Source organism: Novacetimonas maltaceti, from assembly GCF_002906255.1.
GTDB classification, from domain to species: Bacteria; Pseudomonadota; Alphaproteobacteria; order Acetobacterales; family Acetobacteraceae; genus Novacetimonas; species Novacetimonas maltaceti.
Window position 1 is genome coordinate 1 of the sequence record NZ_POTC01000030.1, and the last position, 14,273, is coordinate 14,273.

At 66.7% G+C, this 14,273-nt stretch carries 13 protein-coding genes; 10 read left to right on the forward strand and 3 right to left on the reverse strand.

Annotated elements, in window-relative coordinates; genetic code table 11:
- Both KMAL_RS10725 and cobT read right to left on the reverse strand, forming a co-directional pair.
- Positions 1-616: adenosylcobinamide-GDP ribazoletransferase (locus tag KMAL_RS10725; protein ID WP_110095701.1), on the reverse strand; the 616-nt coding region annotated here is incomplete at its 3' end.
- Entirely contained in the window at positions 613-1,611 is a 999-nt protein-coding gene (gene cobT / locus KMAL_RS10730; RefSeq protein ID WP_408887916.1) for a nicotinate-nucleotide--dimethylbenzimidazole phosphoribosyltransferase, read from the reverse strand. The genes KMAL_RS10725 and cobT, both read right to left, overlap by 4 nt.
- 113 nt (positions 1,612-1,724) lie before the next feature.
- Here cobT and cobU point away from each other — a divergent pair, with 113 nt between their 5' ends.
- Genes cobU through KMAL_RS10745 form a run of 3 tightly spaced genes read left to right on the forward strand, consistent with a single transcriptional unit; the run spans position 1,725 to position 4,350 of the window.
- Positions 1,725-2,267: a bifunctional adenosylcobinamide kinase/adenosylcobinamide-phosphate guanylyltransferase gene (cobU, locus tag KMAL_RS10735; RefSeq protein WP_110095703.1), complete on the forward strand. Its 543-nt coding sequence runs from the start codon at positions 1,725-1,727 to the stop codon at positions 2,265-2,267.
- A complete protein-coding gene (cobO, locus tag KMAL_RS10740; protein WP_110095704.1) occupies positions 2,264-2,872 on the forward strand; it encodes a cob(I)yrinic acid a,c-diamide adenosyltransferase in 609 nt (202 codons plus the stop codon). Before cobU ends, cobO begins: the two co-directional genes overlap by 4 nt.
- On the forward strand, positions 2,872-4,350 hold the full coding sequence (locus tag KMAL_RS10745; RefSeq protein WP_110095705.1) for a cobyric acid synthase: 1,479 nt from the start codon (positions 2,872-2,874) through the stop codon (positions 4,348-4,350). The genes cobO and KMAL_RS10745 overlap by 1 nt, the downstream gene beginning before the upstream one ends.
- Here KMAL_RS10745 and cbiB read toward each other — a convergent pair.
- Positions 4,345-5,361: an adenosylcobinamide-phosphate synthase CbiB gene (gene cbiB, locus KMAL_RS10750; protein WP_110095706.1), complete on the reverse strand. Its 1,017-nt coding sequence runs from the start codon at positions 5,359-5,361 to the stop codon at positions 4,345-4,347. The two genes, KMAL_RS10745 and cbiB, sit on opposite strands and share 6 nt — an antisense overlap.
- Before the next feature lie 500 nt (positions 5,362-5,861).
- Between cbiB and KMAL_RS10755 the strand changes: the two genes are divergently transcribed.
- The 7 genes from KMAL_RS10755 (at position 5,862) to KMAL_RS10790 (ending at position 14,229) form a co-directional block, all read left to right on the forward strand.
- Positions 5,862-6,785, forward strand: a complete 924-nt coding sequence (locus KMAL_RS10755) for a hypothetical protein (protein WP_146044200.1) — start codon at positions 5,862-5,864, stop codon at positions 6,783-6,785.
- Positions 6,786-7,019: 234 nt separating this feature from the next.
- Entirely contained in the window at positions 7,020-7,715 is a 696-nt protein-coding gene (locus tag KMAL_RS10760; RefSeq protein WP_110095708.1) for a gluconate 2-dehydrogenase subunit 3 family protein, read from the forward strand.
- Position 7,716: 1 nt separating this feature from the next.
- Positions 7,717-9,501, forward strand: a complete 1,785-nt coding sequence (locus KMAL_RS10765; RefSeq protein WP_110095709.1) for a GMC family oxidoreductase — start codon at positions 7,717-7,719, stop codon at positions 9,499-9,501.
- A complete protein-coding gene (locus KMAL_RS10770; protein WP_408887917.1) occupies positions 9,498-10,814 on the forward strand; it encodes a c-type cytochrome in 1,317 nt (438 codons plus the stop codon). Before KMAL_RS10765 ends, KMAL_RS10770 begins: the two co-directional genes overlap by 4 nt.
- A gap of 209 nt (positions 10,815-11,023) precedes the next feature.
- Positions 11,024-12,232: an L-dopachrome tautomerase-related protein gene (locus KMAL_RS10780; protein WP_110095711.1), complete on the forward strand. Its 1,209-nt coding sequence runs from the start codon at positions 11,024-11,026 to the stop codon at positions 12,230-12,232.
- Positions 12,233-12,277: 45 nt separating this feature from the next.
- The gene (locus KMAL_RS10785; protein WP_110095712.1) at positions 12,278-13,354 is read left to right on the forward strand and encodes a quinone-dependent dihydroorotate dehydrogenase; all 1,077 of its coding nucleotides are present in this window, start codon (positions 12,278-12,280) and stop codon (positions 13,352-13,354) included.
- Positions 13,351-14,229 (forward strand): TIGR01459 family HAD-type hydrolase, encoded by an 879-nt coding sequence (locus KMAL_RS10790; RefSeq protein ID WP_110095713.1) that lies wholly within the window; start codon positions 13,351-13,353, stop codon positions 14,227-14,229. The genes KMAL_RS10785 and KMAL_RS10790 overlap by 4 nt, the downstream gene beginning before the upstream one ends.
- Positions 14,230-14,273: the final 44 nt, after the last annotated feature.

Consider the following 14,273-nt stretch of genomic DNA (forward strand, 5'->3'; position numbering starts at 1 on the left):
CCCCCGCCCATGCGCCCAGCAGCCATGGCGCAAGCACGAGCGGCGGCAGCATGCAGGCGATGCGTGCGCACAGGGGAATGCGCGCCATCGTGCTGGCCAGCCCATCGGTGCGGGCGGGGGGCAGGACCGCAAGCACGCCCGCCATCGCCACGCGCGCCAGCGCCCCGGAAAGGGGCATGATGACCACCGCAAGCCCGGCCGGAAGGGTGCTGATCGCCCCCACGCGTGCCAGCAGCGCAAGGGCAAGGGCCATCATCCCGTAACTGCCGATGCGGCTGTCGCGCATGATCTCCAGCTTGCGCGCGCGCGTCTTCCCGCCGCCGAATCCGTCCGCCATGTCCGCCAGCCCGTCTTCATGCAGTCCGCCCGTCAGCAGGAGTTGCACCGCCACCGCCAGCGCCGCGGCGGGCAGCGGCGCGATGCGCAGGTGCGACAGCGCGATGAACGCCCCCGCGCCAGACAGTCCGCACAACGCGCCGATGGCCGGCCATGTCCACACGCTGCGCGTCATGGAATAAGGCAGCCCGTCGCGTGCCAGCCACCCCACCGGCAGCCGTGTCAGCAGGCCCGCACCACACACGACATCCGCGCGCAGGCATGCCAGCAGCCGGGTCATGCGCGGCCGCTGACCCGTGCCTGCGCAAAGGTCGCCATGCCGTTATGGCAGGCGATTGCACTGCGCAGCAGCGGGATGACCAGCGCAGCCCCCGACGCCTCGCCCAGGCGCAGGCCGAAATCCAGCAGCGGCGACAGCCCCAGCGCGCGCGCCAGCACGACATGCCCGCTTTCGGCGGAACAGTGCGACAGCACGGTATGGCCCAGCCCATCCGCGCGCAGCCGCGCCAGCGGGGCGGCGGCGGCGGTGCAGACAAACCCGTCCAGCACGACCGGGATCCCGCGCCAGCGCGCGGCAAGGACCGCGCCCATGATCGCCGCGAGTTCGTATCCCCCCAGCATCCGTGCCACCAGCAGCGGGTCTTCCAGCACGGCCTCATGCCGGGCCAGCGCGCGGTCGATCACGTTGCCCTTGTGCACGACGCCCGCCGCATCCAGCCCGGTGCCGCGTCCCGCCCACTGCGCCCCGTGACCGCCGAACAGGCCCGCGGCAACGGCGGATGCCGCCGTGGTGTTGCCGATTCCCATCTCGCCAAGGCACAGGAGGTCGGTTTCCTCCCCCACGGCATTCATGCCGGTCGTGACCGCGTCGAGGAACGCGGCCTCGGTCATCGCGGGGGCATGGGTGAAATCCGCCGTGGGGCGCAGGTCCATCAGCGGCACGACCCGCAGTTCGGCCTGCCCGATGCGGGCGATCTGGTTGATTGCGGCCCCCCCGGCTTCGAAATTCGCCACCATCTGCGCGGTGACGCTGGCGGGCCAGGGGGTAACGCCCTGTGCTACGACGCCATGGTTCCCGGCAAAGACGATGATGCGCACATGATCCAGCGTCGGACGCGCACGCCCCTGCCACCGTCCCATCCATGCCGTCAGCCGTTCAAGCCGCCCCAGGCTGCCCGGTGGTTTCGTCAGCGTCTGGTCGCGTTCGGCGATCAGGGCGTCGATGCTGGCGTCAGGGGGCGGCATGTCGCGGCATGCGGCGCGGAGTTGCGCCATCGATGTCAGGCGCTGCGGAAGGGGCGCTGCCGTGGCGGCGCGGGAGGCATGGGGTGGCATAAGCGCAGTTGTGTGGTCTTATGCCGCGCGATGCAAGATGGCGGAGGGGTTTAATGCAGGCTTCCGATGGGGGGACGCATGTCGCGGGTGGCATGGCGGGCGCCGTGCTGGTTCTGGGCGGTGCGCGTTCGGGAAAAAGCGCGTTTGCCGAAGGGGTTGTCACGCGTTGGCCGCCCCCGTGGACCTATGTCGCGACATCGCGTGTGTATGATGCGGAAATGCGCGAGCGTGTTGCCGTGCATCGCGCGCGGCGTGCGCAGGGCTGGGACACGGTGGAGGAGGCGCGCGACATCGCCCCGGTGCTGGACGCCGCCGGGGGGCGTCCCGTGCTGGTGGACTGCCTGACGCTGTGGCTGACGAACCTGCTGCTGGACGGGTGTGACATTGCGGCCGCGCGCGACGGGTTGCTGTCCGCCCTGCGGCGCAGGGGCGGCCCCACGGTGCTGGTGGGGAACGAGGTCGGATTGGGCATCGTGCCCGAAAATGCGCTGGCGCGGCGTTTCCGTGACGAGGCAGGCCTGCTGCATCAGGCCATTGCGCGGGAGGCCGGGCGCGTGGTGTTTGTGGCGGCAGGTTTGCCGATGGAGATGAAATGACCGATATGCCCGACGCGGAACGCCACCGCGAGAAGATGCGCAGGCGCAAGGAAGTGCAGGACCGCGAGGTCGCGGCCAAGGCGGTGGAGAAGGGGCTGCTTGCGGTCCATACCGGCCCCGGCAAGGGGAAGTCCACGGCGGCGTTCGGCATGGCGCTGCGCACGGTGGCGCATGGCGGGCGCGTGGTGGTGATCCAGTTCATCAAGGGCGCGTGGAACACCGGGGAGCGCATCGCGCTGGAAAAATTCGGCGACCTTGTCGAATGGCATGCGCTGGGTGAAGGCTTCACCTGGAACACGCAGGACCGCGCCCGTGACATCGCCGCGTGCGAACGCGCATGGGAACAGGCGCGCGCGGCATTGCGGCGTGAAGACGTGGCGCTGGTGATCCTCGACGAACTCAATATCGCGCTGCGCTACGACTATCTTCCGCTGGAGGAGGTCATTGCCGACATCGCCGCGCGTCCCCCGATGCAGCATGTCATCGTGACGGGCCGCAACGCACGTCCGGCCATGATCGCCGCCGCCGACCTGGTGACGGAGATGGGACTGGTGAAGCATCATTTCAAAGATGGCGTGAAGGCGCAGGCCGGGATCGAATTCTGATGGCGCGCGCGCTGATGTTCCAGGGCACGGGGTCGAGCGTCGGGAAATCGGTGCTGGTCGCGGGCCTTGCGCGGGCCTGCGTGCGCCGGGGCCTGCGCGTGCGGCCGTTCAAGCCGCAGAACATGTCCAACAATGCCGCCGTCACCGCCGGTGGCGGCGAAATCGGCCGCGCGCAGGCGCTGCAGGCACGGGCCTGCGGGGTTGCGCCCTGCGTGGACATGAACCCCGTCCTGCTCAAGCCGCAGGGGATGACGGGATCGCAGCTTGTGGTGCGCGGGCAGGTGCGCGGGCAGGTCCATGCGCGCGATTTCCAGTCCTTCAAGCGCGGCCTGATGCCCGAGGTCGTGCAGTCATTCACCCGTCTGGCCGATGAATGCGACCTCGTGCTGGTCGAAGGCGCGGGTTCCGCGTCGGAGGTCAACCTGCGCGATGATGACATTGCGAACATGGGGTTCGCGCAGGCGGCAGATATCGATGTCGTGGTGATTGGCGACATCGACCGTGGCGGCGTGATCGCAAGCCTGGTTGGCACGCAGGCCGTGCTGGACCCGCGCGATGCGGCACGGATACGCGGGTTCATCGTCAACCGCATGCGCGGCGACCCGTCCCTGTTCACCGACGGGATGCGTGCGATCGCACGCCATACGGGATGGGCCCCACTGGGGCTGGTGCCGTTCCTCGAACGTGCCCGCGACCTGCCTGCGGAGGACGCGGCCGACCTGCGCGCGGGCCGCACGGGGCAGGGGCGCATGGGGCAGGGGGCGTTGCGCGTGGCCGTGCCGTGGCTGCCGATGATCGCGAATTTCGATGACCTTGATCCCCTGCGTGCCGAACCCGATGTCGTCCTGACGGTTGTTGCGCGCGGACAGCCACTGCCGCCATGCGACCTTGTGGTCCTGCCGGGGTCGAAGGCGACGGTTGCCGACCTTGCCGCCCTGCGCGGCGAAGGGTGGGATATCGACATCCTCGCCCATGTGCGCCGGGGCGGGCATGTGCTGGGGATCTGCGGCGGCTACCAGATGCTGGGTCACGACGTGGCCGACCCGCAGGGGATCGAGGGACCGCCCGGTCGCGTTGCGGGACTTGGCCTGCTGGATGTGCGGACCGTGCTGTCGGGGGACAAGCGGCTGGAAAATGTGTCGGGCACGCTGCTGCCCGAAGGCGTTGCGGTGCGCGGGTACGAAATGCACATGGGGGTGACCGATGGGCCGGACCATGCGGCGCGCCCGCTGATCGACCTGCGCACGCACGCCGATGGCGCGGTGGCGCGTTCGGGGCGTGTGTGGGGCAGTTACGTGCACGGACTGCTGGCCGATGGCATGGCGCGGCGGGCGCTGCTTGCACGGCTTGGCGCGGGATCGGGCGGGCGCGACCATGACGAGACGGTGGAAGACGCGCTCGACGCGCTCGCCGATCACCTGGAGCGCCACGTTGACATCAGCGCGCTGCTGGAACTCGCCCGGCCGGTTGCCTCATGACGTGCGATGCGCGCGCCACGCCCGGCGCAGCATGACCGACAGCGCCACAAGCACGCCGCCCTGCACCATGCAGGCGCGGCGATACAGGGCAAGCGCACGGTCAAGGTCGCGCGGCGTCAGGTCCGCGCGGCCATCGCCCACCCACGGTTCGTGGGATACCACCCCGTTGTAGGACCGTGGCCCCGACAGGCGCACGCCCAGCGCGCCCGCCATCGCGGCCTCCGGCCATCCGGCATTGGGGGAGCGGTGATGCCCGGCGTCACGGCGCACGATACGCCATGCCGCGCGCGCGTCCATGTCGGGCATGGTCATGGCGGCAAGGAGGATCCATGCCGCCGACAGCCGTGATGCGGGCAGGTTCACAAGGTCATCCAGCCGTGCCGCGGCAAAGCCGAAACACTCATGGCGTGGCGTGCGATGGCCGATCATGCTGTCGGCGGTATTGACGGATTTGTAGAACACGGCCCCCGCCGGCCCCCCCAGCGACATCCACAGCAGGGGGGCGACGACCCCGTCGGAAAAATTTTCAGCCAGCGTTTCCACCGCCGCGCGCATCACCGCCGCCTCGTCAAGCTGTGCGGGATCGCGCCCGACAATGTGGGACACCGCCACGCGTGCCTGCGGCAGGCCCTGCCGCGCGGCGATGGATACCGCGCGCACATGCTCCCACAGGGAACGCTGCGCGCTGAGTGAACTTGCAAGAAGGCCGCCTGCAATGATGGCCACCGGTGGCGGCAGCCGGCGCGACGCAAGCACCTGCGCCAGCGCGACGGCTGCGCAAGGCAGGGTCGCGATGACCGACATTGCCACAAAACCGTTTCTGTACCTGACACGATCGCAATCCGTGTCGCGGTTCAGGCGCCGGTCCAGACCGCCGATCAGGTGGCCGACCCACATGACGGGATGGCCGATCCGCTGCACCAGACGCTGCGGGTATCCCGCAACGGCGTCGCACGCGGCGGCAACCACGGTGGTGGAGATGTTGCGGGCAAGGAAAAGGACGATTTTCATGGCCGCGCAATATTGTGCGCAGGTCGGGTGGTCAAGGCAGGGGAATGAATATGCCCCACCTGTACACATGGCTTGTCTGTTCCCAGCGTGGGACACCCATGGCCGCGGTTATCGCGAAAGGTGCGGTTACATTAAAAAATGGTAGTCTGGATAATCATATATTGAAAACCATGACATAAAGTCCGCCTGTAAGGTGTTGTCATGTCATGCCCCGGCATTGTCGGATTGTTACGCTTGATATTAAGAAAAACAGCCGAATTATTCCACATTCGCTTGACATCGTCAGGTTTCGCGTCGCAATGAAGGGACATTCTGGTATATCCATAATGTCCCAGTTGCGTGTTTTGTAATGTCAGCCCAACAGCAGGTCATGACGATGGAAATCTCGTCGGGGCGTGATCTGTCATTCGGTCGGGAACGGCGCGGGCAGTGTCGATTGCGATGTCATGCGCCGGGTTGATGATGGGATACATACATTTATATTCTCAAAGGTGGAGTGTATGGCAGACAACAAAAAGGCAACCGTCCGCAAGGGACGGCGTACGGTAGCCACGGGCGCATCCCGTCGCGCCAAGGCTGTCGAGGACGCTGAAATCGTGGAACCCAAGGTCTCCGCTTCGAAAAAGCGCCCTGCACGGAAGAAGAAAACCGAAACCGTGGCCCCGCCCGAACCGGTCCGGGTTGAACTGGTCGAAGAGGTGGTCGAAGCCGTGCAGGCCCCGGCGCGCAAGAGCCGCCGCAAGGCCCCCGCCGCACGTGCGGCCGCCACCCCGGCGGAGACCGCCACGGTGGAGAAGAAGGCCCCCGCCCGCCGCAGGCGTGCCGCACCCGCCGTGGCTGAGGAAGCGCCCGCACCGGCAGAGGTGAAGCCGCGCCGCCGCCGTGCCGCGACCCCCGCACCGGTTGAGGAACCTGCCGAACCTGTCAGGAAAGTCCGCAAGCGTCGGGTGGCCGCACCCGCGCCGGTGGAAGCCGAGGTCGAGGTTGAGGCCGTGGAGGTCGCAACGCCCGCGCGCCGCACCCGCAAGGCGAAGGTGAAGGCTGCTGAGGTCGCCGCCGCCCCCGCGCCGAAGCGTACGGGTCGTAAGAAGGCGGTCGTGGCCGACGTGGTGGAAGAACCCGCCCCCGCGCCGAAGGCCACCCGCAAGGCACGCGGCACCAAAAAGGCTGCGGCCGCCGAAGATGTGAAGGCCCCTGCGCCCGCACGCGCCACCACCAAGGCCCGCACGGCCAGAACGCCTGCGAAAAAAGTGGCTGCCCCCAAGGCCGAGACGACTGCCGCCCCCGCACCCACCCGCCGCCCAAAGGCGGCGGAGCGTGCGCCGAAGGTGAAGCGGTCCGCCGTCGAGGCATGGCGCGAGGCCCGTGCGCTGCGCAAGCAGGTGCGCCTTGAACGTCTGGCTGCGGAACGCAAGGGACGCTGATCCTGCCGCCATCCTGATGGATCGTTCCTGCGCGTGCCGCCTGTTGTGCTGCGCGTGCATGGATACGGCACTCCCGATGATGCGACCCGCCCCGTGTGGCGGGTCGTTTCATTTTCGGGACGGATGGTTCAGGATATGACAATGATTTTCTGGCATGGGTTTACGGGCATGCACCGGGCAGTGATGCCCCTGTGGGAGACGCCCGGGTCGTAACGATGGAGACATGACATCCAGATGAACAGGTCGCATGCCCTCCCTTCCCGTCGCACGTTCATGCAGGCCATCGCGGCCACCACCGCGCTGGTGGCGATGCCACATGTTGCGCCGCGTGCCGCTGCCGATACGGCCGTGGTCCCGCATGCTCCGGTATTCTTTGATGCTGCCGAATGGAAATTTCTCAACGCCGCGTGCGCGCGCCTGATTCCGCATGATGTGCTCGGGCCGGATGCGGTCGCGCTTGGCGTGCCGCGCTTCATCGACCTGCAGATGGATACGCCCTATGGCCGGGGGGAGATGTGGTACATGCACGCCCCCTTTGTGGAGGGGCCGCCCAACCTTGGCTACCAACTGCCCTATCCCCCGCGGGAGGTCTATCGCCGGGGGATCGCGGGCGCCAATGCGTGGTGCCTGCATAATGACGGTGCGGATTTTGCCGCCCTTTCCCCCGAACGCCAGGATGAAGTGCTGGCCATGATGGAAAGGGGGGAGATGATGTTCGCGGACCTGCCCGCCGCGCAGTTTTTTGAACAGTTGCTGTCCAACACGATGGAAGGCGCATTTGCCGATCCCATCCATGGCGGCAATGTCGGGCTGCGGTCATGGACAATGATCGGCTTTCCCGGTGCGCGTGCCGACTTCATGGACTGGGTGGACCAGTATGGCGTCAGGTATCCGCTGGGGACCGTCTCGATTTCCGGGGAGACCGCCTGACATGGATGCAACGCGACTGAAATCCGTTGATGTCGTCATCGTCGGTGGCGGCTGGGCCGGTTCGATCATGGCCAAGGAAATGACCGAGGCCGGGCGCAATGTCGTCATGCTCGAACGTGGCCCCGACCGCAGCACCGCCGTCGATGGGGCCTATCCCGGCTCGATCGATGAGCTTGAGGGCAATTTCCGCTATCGCCTGTTCCAGGACCTTTCGAAAAACACCGTTACAATCAGGAACAATATCCACCAGCGCGCCCTGCCGTACCGGCGCATGGCGGCGTTCCTGCCGGGCGAGGGCGTGGGCGGCGCGGGCCTGCACTGGTCCGGCGTGCATTTCCGCATGCCGCCCGATGACCTCATCCTGCGTTCGAAGGTGATCGAGCGTTACGGGAAATCCTTTATCCCCGAAGGCATGAACCTTCAGGATTATGGCGTCACCTATGACGAACTGGAGCCATTTTTCGACCGAGCGGAAAAGGTGTTCGGTACGTCGGGGGAGCCGTACAAGATCAACGGGAAAGTGGTGGGGCAGGGGAATGTCTTCTCCCCCTCGCGTTCCGGGCCGTTCCCGCTGCCCGCGCTGAAGGACGTCTATAGCGCGCACCTGTTCCGCAAGGCCGCGACGGAGGCGGGGTTCCATCCCTATTCCATGCCCGCGGCCAATGCGTCGGCGCAGTACACCAATCCCTATGGCGCGCAGATGGGGCCGTGCAATTTCTGTGGGTATTGCAGCGGTTATGCCTGTTACATGTATTCCAAGGCATCGCCCAACGTGAACATCCTGCCGGTGCTGCGTCGCGATCCCCTGTTTGAACTGCGCACGCACGCCCACGTCCTGCGCGTGGAGATGGACAGCACGAAAACCCGTGCAACGGGCGTGACCTATGTCGATCGTGACGGGCGCACATGGACGCAGCCTGCCGAACTGGTGATCCTCAGCGCGTTCCAGTTCCATAACGTCCGGCTGATGCTGCTGTCGGGAATTGGCAGGCCTTATGACCCTGTCGCCAACGAAGGTGTGGTGGGCCGCAACTTCGTCTACCAGAACGTCACGACCAGCATGGTCTGGCTTGACCGGGGGATCGAGACCGAACAGTTCGTCGGGACTGGCGGCGGCGGCGTGGCGTTCGATGATTTCAACAGCGAGAATTTCGATCATGGCCCGCTGGGTTTCGTCGGTGGCTCACCCGTCTGGGTGAACCAGGCGGGGGTGAAGGCCATCGCGGCGGCGCAGGCGGGCGGCCCGCCGGGCACGCCGCGATGGGGCAGTGCGTGGAAGGCGGGGCTGGTGGATACCTACCGCCATTCCCTGCGCATTGATGCGCATGGCGCGAACATGGCCTATCGCGATGTGTTCCTCGACCTCGATCCGACATGGAAGGATGCCTACGGCCTGCCTCTGCTGCGCATGACGTTCGACTGGAAGGATAACGATATCCGCATGAACCGTTACGTGGTGGATCGCATTGGCGATGTCGCACGCGCAATGGGCGCGCGGCGGGTGCAGTTGACAAAGCGGGAATTCGGCGTGCCGTTCGACACGCGCAAATACCAGACCACGCATCTGGGCGGTGGCGCGGTGATGGGGACGGCCCCGAACACCAGCGCGCTCAACCGTTACCTGCAGGTGTGGGACGTGCCGAACGTGTTTGTCATCGGCGCCAATGCGTTTCCGCAGGGAACGGGATACAACCCGACCGGCATGGTCGCGGCCCTTGCCTACTGGGCGGCGCACCATATCCGCCAGACCTACCTGAAAAATCCCGGCCCGCTGGTGTCGCTGTGAAGGGGGGGCGTGTCCTTGCCCTGCTGGTGGGGCTGGTCGGCGGGATTGCGGGGCCCGCGCGCGCGGCGGGGGATGCGGGGCAGCAGGCGGAGATCGCGGCGGGGGAGTATGTGGCCCGTGCCGCAGACTGTTCCGCGTGCCATACCCTGCCGGGGGGAAAGCCCTTTGCCGGGGGGCTGACGTTCCACCTGCCGATGGGTACGATCCGGGCTTCCAACATCACGCCGGACCCGAAGGCGGGGATTGGCCTCTATAGCGAGGCGGAATTCGCGCGCGCCCTGCGCCAGGGGATCCGCCGGGATGGGGCGACGCTGTATCCGGCCATGCCCTATCCGTCCTATGCCCATCTGACGGATGCGGATGTGCATGCGCTGTATGTCTATTTCATGAAGGGCGTCGCCCCTGTCGCAACCCCTGTCGCGCCCAATGACATTGTCTGGCCGCTGTCGATGCGCTGGCCACTGGTGGCGTGGCGGATGATGTTCGCCCCGTCTGGTGCGCAGGGCGTGCGGAGCTTTGCCGACCCGCAACTGGCGCGCGGGGCCTATCTGGTGGAGGGGCCGGGCCATTGCGGGGCCTGCCATACGCCACGCGGCGTCGCGATGCAGGAAAAGGCCCTGACGGCGGCGGACGGGCCGTTGTACCTGTCGGGTGGCAGTGCGGTCGATGGCTGGAATCCCGTCAGCCTGCGCGGGGAAGAGCGCGAGGGGCTGGGCCGGTGGAGCGAGGAGGATATCGTCACCTTCCTGCGGACGGGGCGCGTCATGCACGCCGCCGCCTTTGGCGGGATGACGGATGCGATCCGCCATGGCACGCAGCATCTGAGCGATGATGACCTGCATGCGATCGCCCATTACCTGAAATCCCTGCCCCCCGTACATCCGCAGGCGCGGGCATGGCAGTATGATGAAACGACCGGACGCAGCCTGCATGCGGGCGACCTGTCCGCACGGGGCGCGCGGGCCTATGTCGATAGCTGCGCCGCCTGCCACCGGACCGACGGGCGGGGCTATCCCACGACGTTCCCGCCGCTTGCGGGAAATCCGGTGGTGATGGATGCCTCCGCCACGTCGCTGATCCGCATCGTCCTGACGGGCAGCGTGCTGCGCGCCACCCATCAGGCGCCATCGGCCTTTGTCATGCCCGGTTTTGCGGCGCGCATGGACGACCGGGCCGTGGCCGACGTGGTCAGTTTCATCCGCCTGTCATGGGGCAATGACGTCCCGCAGGTCAGCGCGGCGGAGGTCGCGGCGGTGCGGCGTTCCCTGAAAGACGGCGGGGGTGCGCCCCCGGCGCGCCAGCCCCTGAACTGATCGTGAAGGGGCAGGGCGGTTGTCCCTGCCGTGAGGCTCCGTCACTGTGGCGGGGAAGGGCAGGCGGCTTCCTGATGAAGTTATAAAAGTTTTTTTGGGTGGCGCCTTTTGATTGAAAAAGGCGACGTTCTTTCGAAGCTTTTTGAAAAAAGCTTCACCAAAAACTTTTTTGGATTTGCAGGCAGGTGGCAAGCGGGAAAGGAACACTCATGAAGCGTCGTTCATTGCTGGGGGCCGCAGTTCCCATGGGTGTTGCCGCAGCACTGGCGCGTGCGGCGGGACGCGCCCATGCGGCCCCCGCCGCGACTGAAGGCACCAACCGTGATCACGGTTTCAATTCGGCAGGCCCGTTCGAGGTCGTGGCGCGTTTTGACGGTCCCGGCCCGTCGGGGGTTGCGGTGACGCCGGGACGGCGCATCTTCATCGGTTTTCCCCGTCACGCCATCAATCATACGGGCGCCACGCTTGCCGAACTGCGCGATGACGGGCTTCATGCCTACCCCGATGCGCAATGGAGCCTGCCGTCGGATCGCGCGCCCGCGCAGCGCCTGATGTCGGTCCATGGCATGACCACCGACACACGCGGGCGGTTGTGGTGCATTGACGATGGCAAGCTCGCGGGCCTGCCGCTGGCGGCCGGGGCGGCGAAGGTGATCGGGATCGATCCCGCCACCAACACGATCTTTTCCAATATCGTGCTGCGTCCCGGCATCGTCCTGCCCGACAGCCACATGAACGACCTGCGCGTGGACCTGACGCATGGGGCGGCGGGGACGGTGTATGTCACGGATTCCTCGTTCGGCATGTCGCCCGCGCTGGTGGTCATCGACATCGCCACCGGGCGGCAGCGCCGCGTGCTGGCGCAGCATCATGCCACACAGGCGGAACGTGGTTTCATGGCCGTGGTGGAAGGCCGCCCGCTGGTGTTCGATCCCCCACGGCACAAACCTTCCTTTGTCTGGGGGGGCGCGGACGGGATCACGCTGTCGCCCGACAGCGGTACGCTGTATTTCTGCCCGCTGACCAGCAGGCGGCTCTACAGCATTCCCACGGCGCTGCTGTCCGATTTCTCCGCAACCGAGGCGCAACTGGCGCAGGCCGTGCGTGACGAGGGGGAAAAGGGCGTGGCCGACGGACTGGCCACCGATGGGCAGGGGCGCATCTACACCACCAATTTTGAACATGACGCCATCTTCCGCCGCAATGTCGACGGGTCGTTCGACACCATGGTCCGTGACCCGCGCGTGCTGTCGCCGGACGGGATATTTGTCGATGGCAGCGATGTCTACTGCACGCTGGGGCAATGGAACCGCCTTGGCGGACTGAACGGGGGGCACGACCTGCGGGTGCCGCCCTATTACCTGATCCGCTTTCCCACCGATCCGCCAGCGGCGGTGGATGCGCTGCATGTGAAATAGGCACGCCCCTTTCCCTTTGGGGTGAATTGCGGCAAAAATCCTGCCATGAATATTCTGTCGCGCATGATGATGCCCCTGATCCGGCGCCTTGATCCCGAGGACGCCCATCAGCTTGCCCTCAATGCCCTGCAACTCGGGCTTGGCGGCGTGTCGGACCCGGCCCGGGACGATCCCGCCCTGTCGATTCGCGCCATGGGCCTGCGATTCCCGAACCCGATCGGCATCGGGGCGGGGTTTGACAAGAACGCGCTGGTGGTGCGCCCGCTGTCGCGTTCGGGCTTCGGCTTTGTGGAGGCCGGGACCGTCACCCCCCGCCCACAGCCGGGCAACCCGCGCCCGCGCCTGTTCCGCCTGACCGAAGATCGCGCGATCATCAACCGCATGGGCTTCAACAACCAGGGCATCGACCGCTTTGCCGTGCGCATGGCCCGCCTGCACCGTGTCAGCGCATCGGGCCGCCATGTGGGGGCGAAGGTGCCAGTGGGCGCGAACCTTGGCATCAACAAGACCGGTGCGGACCCGGAGCGCGACTATCCGCTGCTGGTTGGCCGGATCAAGAATTACGTCGATTACATCGTCATCAACCTGTCGTCGCCCAATACGCCGGGCCTGCGTGACCTGCTGGAGGCGTCGCGCCTGAAATCCATCCTCGATGCGATTGCCGCCGCCCATCCCGAACGTCCGCCGCTGCTGGTCAAGCTGTCGCCCGACATGGCGCGCGACGATATCCCCGCCGTGGTGGACGCCGCGATCGCGGGCGGCGCGCAGGGCCTGATTGTCACCAACACCACGATCTCGCGCCCGCGCAGCCTGCGCAGCGCCTATGCCACGGAAACCGGCGGCCTGTCGGGCCGTCCGCTGACACCGCTGTCATGCGATACGCTGGCGCATGTGGCCCGCGCGGCCAATGGCCGCCTGACGCTGGTGGCGTGCGGTGGCATCGAAAGCGGTGCGGACATCGTGGAGCGCGTGCGCATGGGGGCCGACCTTGTGCAGCTTTATACCGCCTATGCCTATGAAGGGCCGGCGATCCTGTCGCGCCTGAAGCGCGAGACGCTCAAGGCGTTGCGCCTGCAGGGGTTCGAGACCCTGTCCGATGCGAAAGGAACCGCCCTGTCGTGAAGGAAGCCAGCGGAATCGCCCCTGTGGCGGATCGGTATGACGGATATATCGTCGACCTGTGGGGCGTCATCCATAATGGCGTGGCCCCGTATCCCGGTGCGCCGGAATGCCTGCAGCAGTTGCGACAGGCGGGCAAGCGGGTGATTCTGCTGTCCAACGCGCCGCGCCGTGCCGACACGGTGCAGGTTGGGCTGCGGGCGATGGGCATTGGCGATGACCTGTATGAAGGGCTGATGACCAGCGGCGAATGCACGCGCCGGATGCTGCAGGCCCGCACCGACCCGTGGTTCGCGCAACTGGGGCGGCGGATGCTGCACCTTGGGCCGCAGAAGGATGTCGACCTGTTCGCGGGGCTGGACCTTGATGTGGTGGAAGACCCGGCGCAGGCGGATTTCGTCCTCAATACCGGCCCTGATGCCGACCGGGGGGAGGAGGACATCACGCCGTATCTTCCGGTGCTCGACCAATGCGCCCGGCATGGGCTGAAGATGATCTGCGCCAACCCGGACCAGCAGGTCATCCGGGGCAGCCGTCGCCTGCTGTGCGCCGGTGCCCTGGCCAGCCGGTATGAGGAAAGCCATGGCGGGGACGTGCGCTGGATCGGCAAGCCCCATCCGGAGGTCTATGCCCTTGTGGCGGGCATGATGGACCTGCCGCTGTCACGCATCCTTGCGGTGGGGGACTCCCTTGCCACCGACATGCGCGGCGCAAAGGGCGCGGGCGTCGATGGCTGCTGGGTGCTGGGCGGTATCCATCAGGAAATGCTTGGCGGCAGCTGGGCCGAGGGGCGCGATGCCGATTACGCCCTCGCGGTGGAGGAGGCCCATGGCGCGGGGCTTGATCCGGCGGTGTGCGTGCCGTCCTTCCGGTGGTAGGCGAGGCGGTTGCGATGGACAGATAAAAGCTTCTGGGTGCCGCC

Coding starts and splice junctions, on each gene's coding strand:
- cobT (WP_408887916.1), bottom strand. CDS start 1,611: ATGGCGCAACTCCGCGCCGCATGCCGCGACATGCCGCCCCCTGACGCC.
- cobU (WP_110095703.1), top strand. CDS start 1,725: ATGCAGGCTTCCGATGGGGGGACGCATGTCGCGGGTGGCATGGCGGGC.
- cobO (WP_110095704.1), top strand. CDS start 2,264: ATGACCGATATGCCCGACGCGGAACGCCACCGCGAGAAGATGCGCAGG.
- KMAL_RS10745 (WP_110095705.1), top strand. CDS start 2,872: ATGGCGCGCGCGCTGATGTTCCAGGGCACGGGGTCGAGCGTCGGGAAA.
- cbiB (WP_110095706.1), bottom strand. CDS start 5,361: ATGAAAATCGTCCTTTTCCTTGCCCGCAACATCTCCACCACCGTGGTT.
- KMAL_RS10755 (WP_146044200.1), top strand. CDS start 5,862: ATGGCAGACAACAAAAAGGCAACCGTCCGCAAGGGACGGCGTACGGTA.
- KMAL_RS10760 (WP_110095708.1), top strand. CDS start 7,020: ATGAACAGGTCGCATGCCCTCCCTTCCCGTCGCACGTTCATGCAGGCC.
- KMAL_RS10765 (WP_110095709.1), top strand. CDS start 7,717: ATGGATGCAACGCGACTGAAATCCGTTGATGTCGTCATCGTCGGTGGC.
- KMAL_RS10780 (WP_110095711.1), top strand. CDS start 11,024: ATGAAGCGTCGTTCATTGCTGGGGGCCGCAGTTCCCATGGGTGTTGCC.
- KMAL_RS10785 (WP_110095712.1), top strand. CDS start 12,278: ATGAATATTCTGTCGCGCATGATGATGCCCCTGATCCGGCGCCTTGAT.